The organism is Flavisolibacter ginsengiterrae DSM 18136 (assembly GCF_059568575.1).
In genome coordinates, this window is sequence record NZ_JCANTR010000018.1 from 1 (window position 1) to 20,668 (window position 20,668).

The following is a 20,668-nucleotide window of genomic DNA, read 5'->3' on the forward strand; positions in this document are numbered from 1 at the left end:
CTGCAAAGAAATGTCCCTCCGACCTAAGCCTTCATCATTCGACATTCCTTGTTCTATTGTTCTGCGGTTCGAATGAATCACCCGGCGTCCCCCTGGCAAACTCACAAAGCTCAAAAGGGTAGACCCCAGGTGGAGTATATTTTTTTCTCCGTGAATCTTCGTGTTGCCCTGCCTCTGTGGTTCAAAGCTTTTCAACTTCCCGATTCAATCATCTTTCAATCAACTGCTCCACTATGCCATGCACATGTTGCAGTTGCTCATAATTCACGGAGTAAAATATGTTCTTGCCATTGCGTTCTGTGTGAACGAAGCCAGCCTGGCGCAAGGCACCCAGGTGTTGCGAGGTCACTGATTGCTCGATACCGAGCTTGTGGTACATTTCACTTACCGTCATGCGGCCGTGCGCATGGATCAACTGGAGCAGTTCTTTGCGAAGGTTGTGCCTGATGGCGCGGATGATCTGTGCAGATTCTTTAATGTTGCGGGTCTCTATCGCCAATTCGTTAGACAGAACTTTTGCCATGCTATTGATTTAAAGCATAAAGATAGAAAGCACGCAAAATGTTCATATAAGTGTTACTACCTACCGGGCAAAATAAGCTGCAACAACATTTTGTTTTTTTGGGTGCCGGCATCAATGATCAATCGTAGATTATTTAATGTCCTGTTTGCAGGTAACGCGTAAATTTTACATAATTTCACCGGCCATTAGTCAAATCCCTAACCATGTTGCAAGCTCCCCTGATCCTCCATATTGATGATGATGAAGATGACCTGCTGGTGTTCAAAGAAGCACTGGCCAGTGCAGATCCAGGCATACAGTTGCGCCAGGAGCAAGGCGTCAAACATCCCCTGCAATTCATACAGTTGGTAAAAGAAAGTTCACCCTGCCTCATCATAGTGGACCTGAATATGCCCGGTATTGGCGGAAAGGAATTGTTGCCCCTGATCAAAAATGATCCTGCTATCAATACAATACCTATAGTGGCGTTTACCACTTCAGCGCTCCCATCAGACCGGGAATATTGTTCTTGTTTTGGAGTGGAATGTGTAACCAAACCCTTGCACTTCGACCATTTGGTTGAATCCATCAAAACTATGTTGGGATATTGCCTGAGCAGTTCATCCAGGAAAAACGAGCAGCGGAATGATCAATAAAAATATTTCAGAAGTTTTATATTTATTTCTCTTTTCTGACACATTAAGCATGGAATTTGTTGCAACCATAAACGGAGAATCTGGCATATGAAGATGTTTGATTTTAGCCTGCTGGCAATGGAAGATCAATTGGACCTGTTATATAAAGAAGGCGTTTTTGTAGGGAAGATCCGTAAGAACAATCTCTTCAGGGTTCTGTATCAATATAACAGTTTCTATGTGGAGATCACCTACCGTAAGTACCGTTATTCTGTGCAAGCTATGAGGTGTTTTGAAAGTACGGAGCACCTCGATCCATACCTCGCCAAAATGGATATTGAATTCCTGATCAATTGCTAGTTTAAAAAGGGGTAGCTGTTTCGTTTTTTGGTTTAATACACCAGTTTGCTTTAAATTTGATCGTTTCAAGCCATCACCAAATGACTCAAACGAATACCCGCAAGCACGTAGTGCTGTATGCTGACGATGACCCCGACGACCTGATGCTGGTAAGGGAGGCATTTACACGTTATTCAGACAATGTGGAAGTAGTAACTGCCACGGATGGCGAGCAGGCCGTTTCTTACCTGGCTTCCCTGGATCATTTTGAACCTGCCCCCTGCCTGATCATCCTGGATATCAACATGCCGCGACTGGATGGCAAGGAAGCCCTGAAAAAGATCCGCACTCTGCAGCGGTTCAATGATATACCCGTAGTATTATTTACCACTTCTTCGTATACGGTAGACCGTGAGTTTGCCAGGCAGCACCAGGCGGGCTTCATCACCAAGCCCCTGGATGTGCGCCAGATCGAATCCATCGCCGACCAGTTCGTGCAGCACTGCACCGACGAAATAAAGAAAAGCATCCGCAAGCAGCAAAGCCAATAGGGAATGGTTGACAGGTTGACAAGTTGATAGGTTGACAAGCAGCAAGACAGACAGTTTCTGGTTTATGGTTTATGGTTTCTGGTTCTTTAGGTCAAAGAAACTTTACAAGGTGCAGCAGTCTGAGATTTGGAGAGAGCCGGGAAATCAGTTCACCTAAATATTTTTTCTTACCTATTACTTATTAAATAGTTCGGGCATCCCGGGAGATACTTGGACAGTTCCTGGTTTATTGTTTTTTTGTTCCTGGTTCTTCAATTTGGAAGAGACTCCACCTGGGGTCTACCCTCATCGGGCATGCGCGTTAGCCAGGGGGACCCCGGGTGATACATTGGACAGTTTTTGGTTTTTTTGTTTCTGGTTCTTCAATTAGAAAAGATTTTACAGAAAGCAGTCTCTCCGAAGTACCGATAGGCTTTAAAGAAAAAGGCTCCACCTGGGGTCTACCCTGCTCGGGCATGCGCGTTAGCCAGGGAGACCCCGGGTGATACATTGGACAGTTTTTGGTTTTTTTGTTTCTGGTTCTTCAATTAGAAAAGATTTTACAGAAAGCAGTCTCTCCGAAGTACCGATAGGCTTTAAAGAAAGAGACTCCACCTGGGGTCTACCCTCCTCAGGTATGCGCGTTAGCCAGGGGGACCCCGGGTGATTCATTGGGCGGTTTATGGTTTATTTGTATGGTTCTTCAATTAGAAAAGATTTTACAGAAAGCAGTCTCTCCGAAGTACCGATAGGCTTTAAAGAAAGAGACTCCACCTGGGGTCTACCCTCATCGGGCATGCGCGTTAGCCAGGGGGACCCCGGGTGATTCCATGGGCGGTTTATATGTTTGTGGTTCTTTAGGTCAGAGAAACTATATATGTTGCAGCAGTCCGAAAGTTTGCAATAGTGGGCAAGCTTCGAGCTGCAATAACCATTTCAAATAATCTGATTCTTATTAAATCTAGCCCTGCTCCGCCTCACGCCTCCAGACTACAGACTCCCGCTTCATGACTCCTCCCTGACAGCTAACAGCCATTTAACTGACCATTATCATTCTATGACAGCTGCCATAGAATTAGTTTGTGGTACAATCACCTGAAAATCTTTTTTATGGCAGCGGGAACACAGGAGGTCAGGAATTCGTACTCCATCTTTGAAAAATTCATGGACTATTGTCCCATTTCATCCGTACTAATGGATGACAGGGGCATGATCATTTTTGCCAATAAAAGCTTTCTGAAGGCCTTTCACTTGTCAAAAAAAGCCATCGGCCTGAATGTGATGGATGTACTCCCCTTTGATTTTGCCAGGAGCTGCCTGCGCAACAATGAGCTGCTGCTGGAACTGAACTTTCCCATCAATACAGTAGAAAGGGCTATTCTTAGTGACCATAAAGAACATGTGTTTTCCATATGCAAATTCCCGGTCAACTTCGATGGCATCCGTTTGATCGGCTGCTGGGCAACGGAACAGTGAGTCGTGAGTCGGGAGTCAGCAGTTAGAAACAGGTGGATATAATGGTAGGGAAGCATGGAGGGGCACGGGGATTCTGACGCGAAGGCAGGAAAGAACACAAAAGGTTTGTAACTATATGAGCTGTTTCTGGTTTATAGTTTTTTGTACCTGGTTCTTTAAATGGAAGAGGCTTAATAAAATGCAGTCTGTCCTTAGGGTAAAGTTTTCAGAATGATCTTACCATCCGGACTCTTTGCGAGGGCCACTTTTAGTTTTGTATTTGGACTGCCGCGACAATCTAATTATTAGTAATTACTGGTTCTTTTGGTGGAAAAGACTTTATTGAATGCAGTTCATTTCAAAAATTCACAAAAAGCTTAAAAGAAAGACATTCCACCTGGGGTCTACCCTCCTCGGGTAGGCGCGTTAGCCAGGGGGACCCCGGGTGATTTCTATGAGCCGTTTCTGGTTTATGGTTTTTTGTTCTGGGTCTTTAGACAGTTACTGTTTTATAGTTTATTGTTCCTGTTTCTTAAGTTCGGACAACTTCACAGGGTACAGCCAGTTTTTAAAAGGTAATTAATTTCAAAGCGACATTTTCAAACACTGCACCTCATATCAGGGCAGTTTTACGTATGGCACTTTAGACTTCGCGGCAACCTGGCCTCCATGATTTTTAACTACCGACTCCCGACACATCCCCTTTCTTGTTAACTTTTTACTTTTCAACTTTTCAACCCGGACATATAATTCATTTCTTCCTTTCTTTGTCCCATGCCCTTCACCTTTTCGCATCCTGCCCTGGCAGTTCCGTTTTACCTCGCTAAAAAACGCTGGTTCTCCCTTACAGGGTTGGTGGCAGGCAGCATATCCCCCGATTTTGCCTATTTCATCCAGATGAAAAAAGCAGTGAGCCGCTTCAGTCATACCATTCCGGGTATTTTCCTTTTCGACCTGCCTATGGCCATATTCCTGGCCGTGATCTTTCATAATATCGTCAAAGGGCCGCTGGTCAATCACCTGCCCCGCCCATTTTACCGCCGTTTTGGACCCTATGCACAGGGTCACTGGACAGGCTTCAATGAACGGGCAGTGATCATTATTTTGTCCATACTCATTGGTGCCGGAACTCATTTACTATGGGATGCCGTTACCCATACCACCATGGATTGGGAAGGTGTGAGGAGCATTGAGTCTGAATTCCTGGGCCACCACCTTACTGCCAACACTTACCGCATCATTCATATTGTAAATTCCATCATTGGATTATTGTTCCTCGGATGGCTTACCTGGCGCATGCCCCTGCATTCCATGCCGCGCCGCAAGGGCCGTACCTGGTTGTACTGGCCCGCAATAGCAGTAATTGCATTCATCATATTCCTGCTGCGCCTTCGCCTGGGCCCGCATGCGGGCAAGGATGATATGATCGTGATCAGTATATCCGCATCCTTACTGGCCTTAACGATCGTATCCGTTTTTTATAAAAAGAAAACTGTGACGGGTGAAGTGATTGAAGCTTGAGGCAATGTTACCCGTGACCTGGAGTGGGCGTAGAGACAATATATGAGGTATAAAAAAAGAAAAGCACCAGAGTTTGTTTTTTATACATACCGAAGTACATACTACTTACTAACCCGATGCTTTTGAACTGATCATGACAGGAATCTTATGAAGGAAATCTGCCGTTCTCAATTCTGAATCTAAATTACTATTTGAACATAGTCCTTTCCAAATATTGTTGTACACCCATTGGGCACATAATTATTCACATAAAATAACGGCAAGCCGTAGGGTATATTAGTGTTCCCCTACAGTAATCTGAAAGGACTTACTTCGCCAGCGAGTCCTCTGCTATCAATGTTTCATTTTTATTGTACTCCTGACCTGGCAGAGAGACTCGCTGGCAAAGAAAAAGGAGTAGAAAAAACGGTCAACGCTATTTAGGCATCTACTATCTACAAACGAGAAACAAAAACCATCAACCAGAAACTCAATATACTTCCACGCAGCGTTGCGATTTCCAAAGGATTTTATTGGTGCAGCACATACGTTTATGCGCTACCAGTCCTGCGGCGGCAGTGATGAAGGCAATGACAACAAAAGTGGTGGACATACCCAGCTGGTCGGCCAGCACCCCCGATACCAGCGCGCCGATCACGTAGCCGCTGTCGCGCCAGAACCGGAAGATGCCCAGGCTTTGCGCTCTTTGCAGCGGGTGGGTGTTGGCAGCTATCTCCGACAGGAAGTTGGGATAGACCATGGCTGTGCCTATTCCCATCAGCACCATGGACAAGAGGGCCGGGATAAAACTTCCCGCTACGGCCAGGACGAGCAGTCCTATAGCCTGCAGCCACATACCTGCCGTGATGACCTGTTTTTTACAGATGGTATCACCCATCCGGCCAGTGAATAATTGTCCCAGCCCCCAGATGGCAGGGTAAACGCCAGCCACCAGGCCCACCTGCCCGATGGAAAAATTTTTCTGCAGCAGGAACAGGGCCAATAAGCCCCAGATCACGCCGTCATTGAGGGTATTCACCAACCCATTCAGTGTGACGCTGCCCAGGTTGGGATGCAAAAAACTGGTATGGCTCCATAGGTTGGTGAGCAAAGGCCCGGTATGTTTAATAGCTTCCTGTTTCACCAGGTGTACCGTGTCTTTTACAAAGAAGAAGGTCAGTGATAACCCGGCCAGGGAAAAAACGATGCCCGGGATGAAGGGGAAAAAGGCATAGCCTTTGGCGGCCGCAATAGTTGCTGCCAGCCATGCCGCCAGTCCCACAGATACATAACCTGCAAACTCGTTGATACCCATGGCCAGTCCCCGGTTCTTTTCACCCACCAGGTCAATTTTCATGATCACGGTAGATGACCAGGCCAGTCCCTGGTTGATGCCCAGCAACACATTGGCCGCTATCACCCAGCCCCAGGAGGGGGCATACATCAACAGGAAGGGTACGGGGATGGCTGCAATCCATCCCAGCAACAATATTTTTTTACGTGATAATTTTTCCACCAGCTGGCCTGTCACCAGGTTAAAGAGCGCCTTGGAGCTTCCAAAGGCTACAAGGAAAGAAAGTAAGGCCGTCTTTCCTTCAATGCCAAAGACCTCCTTTCCAAATGCAGGAAGGATGGAACGTTCGAGTCCAACCATGCTGCCTACAAAAGCATTCACCAGCACCAGCAGCCAGAACTGCCCTGCATTGGCCTTCAGTCCCTGTAATGGTGCAGCACCAGGAATAGGTTGAGCGGTGGTTATCATCATTGATAAAATTCCAATATTCTGGCTTTACCAACTGTGATATAAGTCACAGCTCTTTTCCGCCTTTCCCTGCCAGCCTACTTCCCCTTTGCATTGGGTAGCGTGCATCGAAAATAAGACCTTAGGCAAAGGACCTCGCGGCCATTGAATTTTTCCTTCTCAATTTGTCAACTTTTCAACTTTAAAGAAAAAATACCCATAAATGGGTAGTTGGGATGGCGACATATTGAATTAAATTTAATTTTTGAAATGGTAGTATGCAATGGCAGAGACATTTAAACAAAAAACTGGCATTGGTTTAACGAAAAGGGAAGAGGAAGTGATGAAGTTAATAGCCCGCGGATGCAGCAACAAGCAGATCGCAGGTAAGTTATTCATCAGCGAAGAGACCGTCAAGAAACATGTAAAGAACATATTCACCAAACTAAGAGTTACTAACCGAATTGCCGCGCTAAGAAAGGCCGGTATGCTTTAGCAAAATAACTTCCGGCAACGTCGACGCTTCACTGCTGACCATACGAGATTTGTCGGGACAGCAACCAAAACAACAACCATCCCGCCGCAAGGCGGGATTTTTTGTGTAACAGTGAATATAAAAAATTGGAAAGAAGGGGAAGTCTTAATTCTTAAAGCTATTAAAGTCATCATTTTATCTCTATAACTTTTGCTTTTGGACTCATTATACAATACGTATATTCGTCATGTTCCAAATATCTTTCAAAACTTTCTTCATGAGTGGTATTGAATCAGTGAAATCAATGGATCAAAGAATTGACGAGAAAATTACCCTGCTGAGGATATTGCAAAATGATTTTCCTTCCTATATCATTGTCCATGACATCCGTGATTTTTCGGTGGTTTTCATGTGTGAGCCAGGGTTAAAACACCTGGGGCACACGCTTGAGCAGCTAAAGGCAATGGGAGAAAATTACCATACCTATTTTTTCAATCCTGAAGATGCTAGGGATTATGTGCCTAAGATCTTCAGTTTGCTGGAACGTAACAATGATGATGAAAGCGTGTCCTTTTTCCAGCAGGTGCGCAGCTCCCCGCAGCACGACTGGGAGTGGTACCTCAGTGCCACCCGCATTTTCCTGAGAGATGATGATGGTAAACCCATTCTCACCATCACTACTGCCACGCCGGTAGATTCACACCACCAGATCTCCACCAAAGCGCAGCGCCTGCTGGATGAAAATAATTTCCTGAGGCATAACCATAAGTTATTTGACACGCTGACCAAAAGGGAAAGGGAGATCCTGAGATTGATAGCCATGGGATTGAGTTCCGCCGATATAGCTGCCCAACTGCACCTTTCTGAATCCACGGTGAATACGCACCGCAAGAATGTCAAGAGCAAGCTCAGTGCAAAGACCAATTATGATATCACGCGTTTTGCCCAGGCTTTTGACCTAGTGTGATGGGTAGGTTGAAGGTTGACAAGTTGAAAGGTTGACAGGTATATAAGGTCATTAAACCAGGGGTAAAATCAGTAGTAACTTTACACCATGCGTCTTCTATTGTATATCACTGCCTTAATTTTTTCTTCCTGTGCATCTACACAAAAAACCAGTATGAATGTGACAGCACCAAAAGGTTGGAGGCTCCTTTGGAACGATGAATTCAATGGACAGGGATTGCCGGACAGCAGTAAGTGGAGCTTTGATGTAGGCGCCAAAAAATGGGGGAACAATGAACTGGAGTACTATACCGACCATGATACTAGCAATGTAAAGCAGCAGGGCGGCAGGTTGATCATCACTGCGCGCAAGCAAAATAAGGAAGGCATGGAATACACGTCTGCCAGGCTGGTGACCAGGAACAAGGCAGCATTTCAATATGGCAGGATAGAAGCTTCTGCCAAACTTCCGGCAACTGTTGGCACCTGGCCGGCTATATGGATGCTGGGCACTGATATTGACAAAGTGGACTGGCCCGCCTGCGGCGAGATAGACATCATGGAACACAGGGGCATGGAGCAGAATAAGATCTTCGGAACGCTTCATTACCCCGATCATTGGGGTGCTAACGGCAATGGCAAAACGATAATGATCCATGAGGCTACCACAGCATTTCATCAATATGCTGTAGAGTGGAGTCCTGCTGAAATCAAATTCTTCGTGGATAACCTGGCTTACCATACGGTGCTTAACAGTCCTTCCATCCCTTTCAACCATCCATTTTATATTTTACTGAACCTTGCTATAGGTGGTGATTTCGGCGGCAATGTAGATCATGCTTTTTCAGCGGATTCAATAGAGATTGATTATGTAAGGGTATTTAAAAAGTAAAAGATGATTGAAAATTCATTTGGCTATTCATCATTATAAATCTAAATAAAAGCTGAGGAAACCTGGTATTTGTCCTTCTTTTCTTTTGAATATAACTTAAGTTCCTGCATCTTGATAAAGCCTGTTGTTTTCAGTAACATTTTCAATTGATCTTCACCTTTCCTTGTTTGTCTATTCAGGTAACCTGCAAGCAGGAGGTAAAAAATGGAATTTGTTTTTTTGGTAAGGAAATAAAACCTTGAAGGCTTAAGTTTTTCAAACAATTCTTTTGCTGCTACAGTATTGCCAGTTCGTGCAAGAGCCATGGCCTTCAGCAGGCGCATAGTTTCATAAAGACCATCTTCCACATAACTATGTTTCGATTTGTATTTGACTTCTGCCTGTTCCAGATAATATAGTGCTTCTGAGAAATGTTGTGTTAACGTAAGTGCCAGGGAAAAAATATATTCAAAGGTTGGAAAGTTATGGTAAAAACCTTCTGAAGGGACAATGCGGGTGTGCTGAACCAATGCTTCAGCTAAAATTCCGCTTGTGGGTAATCCTACTATATTGGCATGAAAGATCTTTGAAGCAAAGTATCGGGCACATATCACAGGGTGAGAGGTTTCGCAAAGGTGATGATCTCCCATTTTTTCCATATGCTTGCGAACAGCGTCGACATCATTGGTTAGCCACCCACGCTGTAACAGCAGAGCATGTCCACGTATCTGCGCATCGGTTGTTTTTTTTTCTTTCAGGTAATACATTAATCCATCGCCATAGTAAGAATTTAATTGGTCAATATGAGCATAGAGTTCAAAATAGTATCGCTGGCCGTTGACAGTCCTGGCAATGGCCTTTTGAAATTTGGAGGCCATCTCAGGATGTTGCTGCAGGAAGAGGATAGTTTGCTTCACCAGTGCCAGGAAGGTTTTATCTACAGGTTCCAGCACCTGGGTGTCTTTAAAGATGCCAATAAAATAGCGCAGGATGGCGTCGCTTGAGTGCAGGTCCTGCTCCTTTGCCTGGCCATTACTATTGTGGCGCACCAGTTCTTCCAGAGAATCGAAACCACAGTACTTCGAAAGAATTGAAAGGGTGGCGGAAGAAGGCGGGTAGGTGGCCTTTACCAGTCCAAAGAATCTACGTAATGTATTTGGATTCACTTTATAACTGGTCTTCTGGAATAATTCTTCGCTAAGCTGGATACAATCCCTGGAAGTAGCTAAAGGGCGTCCAAAGTGGTCTTGTATTTCCTGTTTTAGGATAGATAGAGCCAAACTTTTATCAATCTCTTTCATAATCAATTCCTTTGGTTGTCGGCTTCAGGTTCTGTGAATTCTGAACTGGAATGAACAATGAATGTATCGATTATAAAAAGATCATATTTGTTCTTTTTAGTTCATAAAGCCGAATTGGGGCGCTAATGTAATGAAACTGAATATATCACATATAAGTAAAAAGCCTTAGCAATTAAAAGTATAATCTGAATCTAATCGCTGTAATTGGATACTTTTCATTGAATGCCTTTGTGGTTGAAGCTAATTTCTCTATTCCTCTTTGTAGTGCCGGGTTCTTATCTTCTTTTTTGAATGAACAAAAATGAACAAATATTTGGAATTAACCTTATGTATTTTTATTTCCATATTTGTAATCTTTTTCACCCAGGGGCTTTACCCTTAACCCGTCCTTCCTCTTGAATGCCTACTGTAAATGAATGCTTATGAGCCCGCAATGGCATGTTCTATATACCCGCCACCAGTGGGAAATGAAGGTGGCCAACAGGCTAGCTGATAAAATGCTGGAGCATTATTGCCCCATGAATATGGTAGAGAAGCCAGGAAGGAGAAAAATCGTTTCTGAAGTTTTGTTTTCTTCGTGGGTATTTGTGAGGGCTACTGAAAGTGAACTGCCTGCGTTGTGCCAGATGAATGGTGTTGTCAACATGGTGTATTGGCTAGGAAAGCCGGTTGTGGTTCCTGAAAAGGAAATAGCGGGCATTACTCAATTTGTGAATGAGCACAAGAATATCAGACTTGATAGATCTGTTGTGTGCAATACGACTATGATCAGAACTATCCAGTCATTTGATCAATACGATTTGGAAACGTTGTCAATCCCTTCGCTGGGAATTGCATTATCTGCGCTGGTGAAGCTGCCCCAGTTGGAACTGGTTCAGGATGAAGTGGCATTTAATTATGGTTTACGGTATGCGTTTTTGTAGGATAATGTTTAGATAGACTGCATTTTTTACAGTCAAAACACAATCTCTTTGCCCTTTGCGACTTAGCGTAGTCGTAGCCTGCCTTACTTCTGAACAAGAATGAACAAATAAACATTTCTTGCTATTCCTACCTTCGCCCACTTGATAAGAATGGTATTTTCCCTATAGTTGAACCCTTGCTGGTAACGGATTTGATGGAGAGCGGATCCGTATCCTACTGAAGATGATAGTTTGATATCTATGGCGAATAGGCTTGCTATTCCATAAAAACCGTGTGTATATGTGTAACCGTTGGCTGACTACTTTACTATTTTCTATAGGCTTTGCGCTGGCCCTTACCAGCTGTGTGAATACCAAAAAGGCGACCTACTTCAATGATATTGTGGACACAGCCATGATAGCTGCTACCAACATACCAGAACCTGTCATTCATGCCAACGACCTGCTATCCATTTCAGTAAGTTCGCTTGATCCACAATCCACCCTGATGTTTAATGCGCCTAATACGCCGGTTGCTACAGCTTCGGGAGGTAATAGTGCTTTACAACAGGCTGTAGGTTACCTGGTGAACAAAGACGGCATGGTGAAGTTTCCCATACTGGGAGCCATCAAAGCAGAAGGACTGACCAAGAAAGAACTGGAAAATACCATTACACAACAACTGCTGGATAAGAAACTATTATTTGATCCTATTGTGAATGTGCGCTTCCTGAACTACCGTGTAACAGTGTTGGGAGAAGTAGCCCACCCGGGAGTGATCACCGTTCCTTCGGAGCAGATCTCCATCCTGGAAGCGCTGGGACAGGCAGGTGACCTGACCATCAACGGCAAAAGAGAGAATGTGGCCATCATCAGGCAACACAATGATGGCACCCGCACTGTAAACAGGTTGAACCTCAATTCATCCAATGTGCTGCGGTCTCCTTATTTCTTTTTGCAATCCAACGACGTGGTGTATGTGGAGCCCGACAAGGCAAAAACGGCTGCCGCCAGCAGAAGCCAGCAATTGCTGCCCTCCATTTTGAGTGGCGTTTCCATCCTTGTTGTTGTCATTACCGCACTTATCAGAAAATAATCCATGGAAAACAAACAACCATATAAAAAGACCTATACGGAAGACGAGGAGGAAAACCTCTTCCAGGACCTCCTTTTTAAATTCCTGCCCTGGTGGCCCTTGTTCCTGCTGCTGATGTTGCTGGGAGCTGGTGGTGCCTGGTTCTACCTGCGCTATAAGGTTCCGGTTTATTCCACTTCCGCTTCTATATTAATAAAGGATGAGAAAAAAGGGCTGGATGATTCCAAGGCCCTGGAAGCGCTGGACATCTTTGGCAGCAAGAAGATCGTGGAGAATGAAATTGAGGTGATCCAGAGCAAGACCCTGGCCCAGGAAGTGGTGAAGAACCTGCACTTGTATGCACCCGTAACCATTGAGGGACGTGTAACTGACCGCCCGGGTTATGTAAATGCCCCTGTAGTGATCACGGTGCAAAATCCCGATTCTCTTATTCCATCTAAAGAAAAGTTCTATTTCAAATACCTGGCTGCCAGCCAGCAGGTCGAGCTGAATGGAAAGGCCTTTGCCCTCAACAACTGGATCAATACCCCTAATGTTACACTGCGCTTTGAGCCTAATCCTTACTTCAAGCCTGCTGAAAAGGATGAAAACACGGAGGAGAAGGAAAGGCCCATGTATTTTAACCTGGTGGCGGTGAAAACGGCTGCCAATGGCATGATCGCCCGCATGAAGGTGGCTGCCTCTTCCAAACAAAGCACGGTGATCAACCTAAGTATTGAAGACAATGTACCCAAAAGGGGAGAGGATATTTTAAATAACCTGATCGCAGTCTATAACCAGGCAGCGGTGCAGGATAAGAATACGCAAGCTGCGAACACCCTTCATTTCGTCGAGGATCGTTTGAAGTACGTGGTGAACGAGCTGGATTCCGTGGAAGGACAGTTGAAGAATTTCAAGGCCCGCAACCAGATCACGGATATCTCTACGCAGGGACAGATCTTTTTGCAGACAGTAAGTGTCAACGACCAGAAGATCTCAGATATCTCTGTACAGCTGGCCGCGCTGGACCAGGTAGAAAGCTATGTAAAGGGGAAAAATGGCAAGGGCAATATTGTTCCTTCCACACTGGGCGTTTCCGATCCTGTGTTGTCTTCCTTACTGGAAAAATTATACACTACCGAACTGGAATACGAGCGCCTGCGCAAGATCGTTCCGGAGAACAACCCCAGCGTGGTATCGCTGGTGGACGAAATGGAAAAGATCAAACCGGGCATACTGGAAAACATCCGCAGCCAGCGCCGCAGCCTCGAAGCCGGCAAGGGCGACCTGGCAGCTACCAATAGCCGCTATTCTTCCATGCTGCGCACCATCCCTGAAAAGGAAAGGGAGTTGTTGGGCATCAGCCGCCAGCAGGGTATCAAGAACAATATTTACACCTTCCTGTTGCAGAAGCGAGAGGAAGCCGCACTTTCCTATGCTTCCACGGTGCCGGACAGCCGTATTGTGGACAGGGCTGAATCAAGTGATGTGCCTGTGAGTCCTAAGCGACCCCTGATCTACCTTATCGCTGTAGTAGGGGCATTAGGCTTGGGTATTGCCAGCATCTCTGCTAAAGAAATGCTCACCCGCAGCATACAGAGCCGCCAGGAAATAGAAAAATATACCAACACCCCCATACTGGGAGAAGTGGTGCATGCTAAGACAACTTCACCTTTAGTGATCGCTGAAGGCAAGCGCACCGTGATCGCGGAGCAGTTCCGCCACCTGCGCACTTCCCTGGGCTACCTGGGTATCAATTCGAAAAAGAAAAAGGTCTTACTGACTTCCTCTATATCAGGTGAAGGAAAAAGTTTTGTGACGGCCAACCTGGGCATCTCCCTGGCCCTGATGGGTAAGAAAGTGGTGCTGATAGAGCTGGACCTTCGCAAGCCCAAGCTGGCGGATGCCTTTGGCATTGACCGCAAGGTGGGGATCACCAACTTCCTGATTGAACAAAAAGAAGCGGTGGAGATCATCCGCAACACGGCGGTCAACAACCTGTTCCTGATTCCTTCCGGTCCCATTCCGCCCAATCCTTCCGAGCTCTTATTGAACGGCAGGATGCAGGAGTTGCTGGCCTACCTGGAGGGACAATTTGACTACATATTAATAGATACCGCACCGGTAAGCCCGGTAACGGACGCCTATATTTTATCGCCCATCTGCGATGCCACGCTGTACCTGGTGCGCGACGGCTACACGCCAAAAGTATTCATGCAGAAGCTGGAAGATGGCAACCGCATACACAGCCTGAAGAACATGGCCCTGGTGTACAATGATATCAAGAGCAAGGGCTTTGGTAAGTATGGATACGGATATGGTTATGGCTATGGCTATGGTTACGGGTACGGATATGCGGAGGAGGAAACGGTGGCGAAGAAGGGGCTGAAGAGTAAGGTGATGAGGATGTTTAATTTATAGAGAGTTGACAAGTTAACAGGTTGAAAAGTTGACAAGAAGTAAAGCGAATGCTCAATGTTCAACGATCAATGTTCAATGTGTATGTGAGAGATAGCCACAAAGGCACGAAGACGGGAAGGAACGCAAAGTGAGTCGGGAGTCGGGAGTCTGGAGCCAGGGCAGTTTGTAGTTTGTGGTTTGTAGTTGTTTAGGTGGAAGATACACTATAAGGTGCAGGCTGTCTGAAGTTGGAAGAGAGATAGTTTTTAGAGTCGTTGATAATAGTAAGGGTTGATATAGGTCATTATATGACCCTGTCATCCTGAGGAACGAAGGATCTGTGGGGAATGTTTAGGCGACGATTTGGGGATGTAAAGAAAGATTGACCTAAAGGACTACGGAGGAAGTCGCCGATTCCATTAGATCATGAGTCAAAAAATTCATCATTTACAGGGGAGCCTGTAGGTGACGTGGGCGAAGCCACGCGAGCGGAGCTCGCATAGTCGGGAGTCGGTAGTCTGGAGATCCGCCTTCGCTAAAGCTTCGGCGGACGAGGGAGGAACCAGGGAGGCAGAGAGACACGGAAGATCATGGAGAGAAAAGTTGACAGGTTGACAAGTTGACAGGTTGACAAGGAGAGAGTCGGGAGTCTGGACTCTGGAGTCGGTAGTCGGGTAGTAAATAGAAAAAGTAAGATTTAGTATGGGTTGAAAAGTGAGTAAAGGTTAATGTATAGTTCACCAAAATATTAAATATTAAATCTTACTTATTAAATAGTCAAAACCATACTAACACATAATTACATCATGAACAACGAAGCACAATGGTTTGCAGTGTACACCAAGCCGCGGTGGGAGAAGAAGGTGGCGGGGCTCTTTGAAAAAAGAGGCATCGAGCACTACTGCCCGCTCAATAAGGTGGTGCGCCAGTGGAGCGACCGGAAGAAGACGGTGTTGGAGCCCCTGTTCAAGAGCTATGTATTTATCCATATCACTGCAGAAGAATTAACCAAAGTGCGCATGACCGATGGCGTGGTAAACCTGGTGTATTGGCTGGGCAAGCCTGCCGTGATCCGCAACGAAGAAATAGATACCATCAAGCGCTTCCTGAATGATCATGAGAACGTGGTGCTGGAAAAGACCGAAGTGTCAGTGAATGACAGGGTCTGCATCATGACCGGTCCCTTCCTGGACCAGCATGGCCGCGTGATAGAGATTACCAATAAACTGGTGAAGGTGCAATTGCCTTCTTTAGGATTTGCCATGGTGGCGCAGGTAGCGAGGGAGAGTGTGAAGGTGATACCGATTGAGTCGAGAGTCGGGAGTCGGGAGTCTGGAGTCATGAGTCGATAGGAACCACAGAGGCAGAACGACACGGAGGAACACGGAGAAGTTTGTAGTTTGTAGTTTGTTTTAGTGGAAGAGACAATATAGGATGCTATAAATCTTCAATTCAAAAGAGAGAAGTTATTCAAGCTACAATTCTTTGAACTAAATCCCCCTCTGGCAAGCTCAAAATGTGCGGAGAGACCGAAGTCCCCCTTTGCAAAGGGGGAAAGCAGCCACTCCGCAAATCGGACAGATGCTAAAGGGGGATTTGGTTCAGTAAGAAAAGCCCAGATTCCTTGAGAGCGTTTGTGATGAAATAATAAAGATTGGCTTCCTAACATAATTAAGTAGCATCTTTTAAATAATATCTGCAGTCAGAACTAAATTCATAAGACAAGGTTACAAATCGGAGCGTTCCTTATCAACTTGTTAACCTGTCAACCTTTCAACTTTTCTCAATCCCAATGAACCTCAACGACAAAATATACATTGCTGGTCACCGCGGAATGGTGGGATCGGCCATTGAACGGCAGTTACGGAAGAAAGGATTTCAGAATATTGTTACCCGCACTTCCAAACAGCTGGACCTGCGCAACCAGGCAGCGGTGAACGAATTTTTTGCTGGAGAACAACCCGCTTATGTGTTCCTGGCAGCCGCCAAGGTTGGCGGCATCTATGCCAACAATACCTACCGTGCAGAGTTCCTGTACGATAACCTGGTCATGGAGACTAATATCATTCATGCAGCTTATCAAAACGAAGTACAAAAATTACTGTTCCTTGGCTCTTCCTGTATCTATCCCAAGGCAGCGCCGCAGCCATTAAAGGAAGAGTATTTGCTGATGGCACCACTGGAGCCCACCAACGAGCCCTATGCCATTGCCAAGATAGCGGGCATCAAATTGTGTGAAGCTTACCGCGACCAGTATGGCTGCAATTTTATATCGGTGATGCCTACCAACCTATATGGTATTGGAGATAATTACCATCCACAGAACTCACATGTATTGCCGGCATTGATCCGCCGCTTCCATGAAGCAAAAGAAAGAGGCGATAGCGAAGTGGTGGTATGGGGAACGGGAACGCCCAGGCGCGAATTCCTGTATGCCGACGACCTGGCCGATGCCTGCCTGTTTTTGATGGAGCAGTACAACGACAAAAGCCTGGTGAATATTGGCACGGGTGAAGACCTGTCAATTGCCGCACTGGCGCAATTGGTAAAGGAAGCCGTTGGCTTTGAAGGCGGCATTTCCTTTGACGCTACCAAACCCGATGGCACCCTACGCAAATTGCTGGATGTTTCCAAACTCCATTCCATGGGATGGAAGCACAATATCGAACTCAAAGAGGGTATCGCCCTGGCCTATGCCGACTTCCTTGCGAAGCAAGAAGTCGAGATATTCTAAACTTTGCGCCCATTTGTCCCTTCGTGACTTTGCGGCGAAAAAAACTCTAGTAATAAAGAACTTATCAACTCTTTAAGCCACTTCGACCTAAAGAACCAGAAACCATAAACAAGAAACTGTCAATATGAAAGTTGCATTAATTACCGGTATTACCGGCCAGGACGGCGCCTACCTAGCCGAACTGCTTTTGGAAAAAGGCTATTTTGTTCACGGCATCAAGCGCCGTGCTTCGCTGATCAATACCGACCGTATTGACCACCTGTACCAGGACCCGCATGAGAAGCATTTGAATTTTCGTTTGCACTATGGCGATATGACGGATAGTACCAACCTCATTCGCATTATACAGGAAACGCAGCCCGACGAGATCTACAACCTGGCGGCTATGAGCCATGTGAAGGTGAGCTTTGACACACCGGAGTATACGGCCAATGCCGATGGTATTGGCACACTGCGTTTGCTGGAAGCCATTCGCATATTAGGACTGGAAAAGAAGACAAGAATCTACCAGGCATCCACCTCCGAATTGTATGGGCTGGTGCAGGAATTACCGCAAAGGGAAACCACGCCTTTTTATCCCCGTTCTCCCTATGCAGTGGCCAAGCTCTATGCTTACTGGATCACGGTGAACTACCGCGAGGCCTATGGCATGTTTGCCTGCAACGGCATCCTGTTCAACCATGAAAGCCCCTTGCGTGGGGAGACCTTTGTTACCCGCAAGATCACCAGGGCTGTGGCAGCTATCGCCACGGGACAGCAGGACTGCCTGTACCTGGGTAACCTGGATGCACAACGTGACTGGGGGCATGCCAAAGATTATGTAGATGCCATGTGGCGCATCCTGCAGCAGGATGAACCTGAAGATTTTGTGATTGCAACAGGTGTGACAACAGCGGTTCGTGAATTTGTGAGAATGGCTTTTGCAGAAGTGGGGGTCACGGTAGCATTTAGTGGGGAGGGTTTGGAAGAGAAAGGTGTTGTGGTGGCTTGTGATAATGAAGAATACCAGGTAGAAATTGGAAAACAGGTTGTGGCTGTTGATCCGGCTTATTTCAGGCCTACGGAAGTTGAATTGTTGATTGGAGATGCGAGGAAGGCGAATAATAAACTAAGCTGGTTTCCAAAATATAATCTAGGGATGTTAATTAAGGAAATGGTTAGAGATGATATTAAAATGTATTCAAAAAGGAAAATTGCGCACATTTAATTGATAAGATATTAGAAAATGTTTTCAATACTTAGATCAAGAGCTTATAATTTCTTTAATCATGGGCACGAGCGGTCCATTAAAATCAGAAAAAATATTGCCCTTTCTTTTCTAATAAAAAGTGGCTCTATTGTCATTGGTTTTCTTTTAATTCCAATGACAATTAATTATATAAATCCTATTCAATATGGTATTTGGATAACATTGAGCTCAATGATAAACTGGATGAATTTATTTGATGTTGGGTTAGGAAATGGCCTAAGAAATAAATTAGCTCAATCAATGGCAGTAGGAGATTTTAAAAAAGCTAGGAGTTATGTAAGTACTACTTATGGGTTATTGATAGTTATAGCTTTTATTATTTTCGGGATTTTATGTGGTACTTCTTATTTTATTAATTGGAATAAGTTATTAAATACTCCTCCTGAATTCTTATATGATTTAAAACCTATTATTATTTTAATGATAGGTTTTTTTTGTGTTCAATTTATAGTGCAACCTATAAATACAATTTTATTAGCAACTCATCAAGTTTCGAACTCATCGTTAATAACATTCATTGGGCAATTAGCAGTTTTAATATTTATTTATCTTGTAACGATTTACATTCACGAAAGTCTTTTTTTCTTAGTTATAATCTATGCTGGTATACCAATTCTGGTTTTATTCTTTTCAAGCATATATTACTTCAATACTAAGTTTAAAAATTTGAAACCTAACTTCAAATTTATAGAGTTACGGTATGTTAAAAAGTTATTCAATGTCGGAGGTGCATTTTTCTTTATTCAAATTGGAGCAATTGTATTGTTTCAAACAGACAATATTATAATAAGTCAAATTATAGGTCCTGAGGCGGTTACACCATTCAATGTGTCTTATAAATTATTTTCTGCCATTACCATGAGTTTCAATATAATCATTATACCATATTGGACTGCTTTTACCGATGCATATACAAAAAATGATTTAGGGTGGATAAAATCTAGTATTTCAAAAATGCGAAAGTTATGGATGGTTTTATCCTTAATTACAATAATTGTATGTGTTTTTTCAAGCGTAATATATAAAGTTTGGCTTGGCAATTCTGTTATTGTACCTAAGGGGCTTTCTTTTGCAATGTCTATTTATGTGATTGCCTATATCTGGCAGACTATTCATGTTTATTTATTAAATGGGATTGGTAAAATACGGATCCAATTAATATTGGTTCTTTTAAGTGCATTAATTAATATTCCTTTATCATTTTATTTAGGAAAATTATTGGGACTTGCAGGGATTATTAGTGCGAATACAATATTGTTTATAATTATGGGAGTTGTTTTTTTTATTCAGTGTGAAAAAATATTGAAAGGGAAAGCGGTTAAAATATGGAATATATAATGTTAAATATTATTTCTAATACAATATCGTTTTTAAAAGCTCTTTTTGTAACTCCATCTGTAGACTGGAGTGCCAACGTTAGATACAAGAAAGAATGTGAAATTGACAAAAGTGTAAAAGTCTATGGAAATTATTCACTTTATAGAGTCAAAATAAAATTTGGGACATATGTAGCCAGAAATGCTTCAATTTCATTTGCAGAAATTGGAAAGTTTTGTTCGATTGGACCTAACTTCTCTTGTGGCTTTGGGATTCATCCAGTGTCAGGTATATCAACTTCCCCTATTTTTTATTCGACTAAAAAACAGTGTGGGTTTACTTTAAGTAAAAATGATAAAATAGAAGAAAGAAAATTAGTTAAAATTGGGAATGATGTTTTTATTGGGATTAATGTCACAGTGTTAGATGGTGTAAAAATTGGGGATGGTGCTGTAATTGGTGCAGGTGCAGTTGTGAGTAAAAATATTCCTCCTTATGCAATTGCTGTAGGGTGTCCAATTCGTATTATCAAATATAGATTTGATAAGGAAATCATTGAACGGCTATTATTATCTAAATGGTGGGATCAGGACATTAAGGTTTTTCAAAAGATTGAATCTAATTATTTTAATGTCTTGCAATTCTTAAATGAAATGGAGTCCACTAATATTAGAATTCATAAAGATTGAATTTCAGG

Annotated in this window: 19 protein-coding genes; 16 read left to right on the top strand and 3 right to left on the bottom strand. The window is 44.1% G+C overall.

Features of this window, described 5'->3' with window-relative positions; genetic code table 11:
- Positions 1-208: 208 nt before the first annotated feature.
- The gene (locus BP74_RS16505) at positions 209-523 is read right to left on the bottom strand and encodes an ArsR/SmtB family transcription factor (RefSeq protein ID WP_496375669.1); all 315 of its coding nucleotides are present in this window, start codon (positions 521-523) and stop codon (positions 209-211) included.
- Positions 524-726: 203 nt separating this feature from the next.
- Between BP74_RS16505 and BP74_RS16510 the strand changes: the two genes are divergently transcribed.
- The 5 genes from BP74_RS16510 (at position 727) to BP74_RS16530 (ending at position 4,982) form a co-directional block, all read left to right on the top strand.
- Positions 727-1,158, top strand: a complete 432-nt coding sequence (locus BP74_RS16510) for a response regulator (RefSeq protein WP_496375671.1) — start codon at positions 727-729, stop codon at positions 1,156-1,158.
- Positions 1,159-1,245: 87 nt separating this feature from the next.
- Positions 1,246-1,497 carry a hypothetical protein gene (locus tag BP74_RS16515; RefSeq protein WP_496375673.1) on the top strand — a complete coding sequence of 84 codons (252 nt, stop codon included), beginning with the start codon at positions 1,246-1,248 and terminating at the stop codon, positions 1,495-1,497.
- An 80-nt stretch (positions 1,498-1,577) separates the two neighbouring features.
- Positions 1,578-2,027: a response regulator gene (locus tag BP74_RS16520; protein ID WP_496375675.1), complete on the top strand. Its 450-nt coding sequence runs from the start codon at positions 1,578-1,580 to the stop codon at positions 2,025-2,027.
- Between the two features lie 1,089 nt (positions 2,028-3,116).
- Positions 3,117-3,482: a hypothetical protein gene (locus BP74_RS16525; RefSeq protein WP_496375677.1), complete on the top strand. Its 366-nt coding sequence runs from the start codon at positions 3,117-3,119 to the stop codon at positions 3,480-3,482.
- 753 nt (positions 3,483-4,235) lie between these two features.
- Complete coding sequence (locus tag BP74_RS16530) at positions 4,236-4,982, top strand: DUF4184 family protein (protein ID WP_496375679.1); 747 nt, start codon at positions 4,236-4,238, stop codon at positions 4,980-4,982.
- 469 nt (positions 4,983-5,451) lie between these two features.
- On the opposite strand, the gene BP74_RS16535 is transcribed toward BP74_RS16530, so the two are convergent.
- The gene (locus BP74_RS16535; protein ID WP_496375681.1) at positions 5,452-6,726 is read right to left on the bottom strand and encodes an MFS transporter; all 1,275 of its coding nucleotides are present in this window, start codon (positions 6,724-6,726) and stop codon (positions 5,452-5,454) included.
- A gap of 259 nt (positions 6,727-6,985) precedes the next feature.
- Here BP74_RS16535 and BP74_RS16540 point away from each other — a divergent pair, with 259 nt between their 5' ends.
- The 3 genes from BP74_RS16540 (at position 6,986) to BP74_RS16550 (ending at position 9,014) form a co-directional block, all read left to right on the top strand.
- Positions 6,986-7,198 carry a response regulator transcription factor gene (locus tag BP74_RS16540; RefSeq protein ID WP_496375683.1) on the top strand — a complete coding sequence of 71 codons (213 nt, stop codon included), beginning with the start codon at positions 6,986-6,988 and terminating at the stop codon, positions 7,196-7,198.
- A gap of 256 nt (positions 7,199-7,454) precedes the next feature.
- Positions 7,455-8,144 (top strand): helix-turn-helix domain-containing protein, encoded by a 690-nt coding sequence (locus tag BP74_RS16545; RefSeq protein ID WP_496375685.1) that lies wholly within the window; start codon positions 7,455-7,457, stop codon positions 8,142-8,144.
- Between the two features lie 87 nt (positions 8,145-8,231).
- Complete coding sequence (locus tag BP74_RS16550) at positions 8,232-9,014, top strand: glycoside hydrolase family 16 protein (protein ID WP_496375687.1); 783 nt, start codon at positions 8,232-8,234, stop codon at positions 9,012-9,014.
- A 41-nt stretch (positions 9,015-9,055) separates the two neighbouring features.
- Here the strand turns inward: BP74_RS16550 and BP74_RS16555 are convergent, their stop codons facing one another.
- Positions 9,056-10,294 carry a hypothetical protein gene (locus tag BP74_RS16555; RefSeq protein ID WP_496375689.1) on the bottom strand — a complete coding sequence of 413 codons (1,239 nt, stop codon included), beginning with the start codon at positions 10,292-10,294 and terminating at the stop codon, positions 9,056-9,058.
- 422 nt (positions 10,295-10,716) lie between these two features.
- Here BP74_RS16555 and BP74_RS16560 point away from each other — a divergent pair, with 422 nt between their 5' ends.
- The 8 genes from BP74_RS16560 to BP74_RS16595 all read left to right on the top strand — a co-directional run bounded on the left by BP74_RS16560 (position 10,717) and on the right by BP74_RS16595 (position 20,660).
- Positions 10,717-11,217: a transcription termination/antitermination NusG family protein gene (locus BP74_RS16560; protein ID WP_496375691.1), complete on the top strand. Its 501-nt coding sequence runs from the start codon at positions 10,717-10,719 to the stop codon at positions 11,215-11,217.
- A gap of 280 nt (positions 11,218-11,497) precedes the next feature.
- A complete protein-coding gene (locus BP74_RS16565; protein WP_496375693.1) occupies positions 11,498-12,292 on the top strand; it encodes a polysaccharide biosynthesis/export family protein in 795 nt (264 codons plus the stop codon).
- 3 nt (positions 12,293-12,295) lie between these two features.
- Positions 12,296-14,692 (top strand): GumC family protein, encoded by a 2,397-nt coding sequence (locus BP74_RS16570; protein ID WP_496375695.1) that lies wholly within the window; start codon positions 12,296-12,298, stop codon positions 14,690-14,692.
- Between the two features lie 785 nt (positions 14,693-15,477).
- A complete protein-coding gene (locus BP74_RS16575; protein ID WP_496375697.1) occupies positions 15,478-16,023 on the top strand; it encodes a UpxY family transcription antiterminator in 546 nt (181 codons plus the stop codon).
- 440 nt (positions 16,024-16,463) lie between these two features.
- Complete coding sequence (gene fcl / locus BP74_RS16580) at positions 16,464-17,405, top strand: GDP-L-fucose synthase (RefSeq protein ID WP_496375699.1); 942 nt, start codon at positions 16,464-16,466, stop codon at positions 17,403-17,405.
- A 124-nt stretch (positions 17,406-17,529) separates the two neighbouring features.
- On the top strand, positions 17,530-18,612 hold the full coding sequence (gmd, locus tag BP74_RS16585) for a GDP-mannose 4,6-dehydratase (RefSeq protein WP_496375701.1): 1,083 nt from the start codon (positions 17,530-17,532) through the stop codon (positions 18,610-18,612).
- Between the two features lie 18 nt (positions 18,613-18,630).
- Positions 18,631-19,992 carry a lipopolysaccharide biosynthesis protein gene (locus BP74_RS16590; RefSeq protein WP_496375703.1) on the top strand — a complete coding sequence of 454 codons (1,362 nt, stop codon included), beginning with the start codon at positions 18,631-18,633 and terminating at the stop codon, positions 19,990-19,992.
- The gene (locus BP74_RS16595) at positions 19,980-20,660 is read left to right on the top strand and encodes a CatB-related O-acetyltransferase (RefSeq protein WP_496375705.1); all 681 of its coding nucleotides are present in this window, start codon (positions 19,980-19,982) and stop codon (positions 20,658-20,660) included. Before BP74_RS16590 ends, BP74_RS16595 begins: the two co-directional genes overlap by 13 nt.
- Positions 20,661-20,668: the final 8 nt, after the last annotated feature.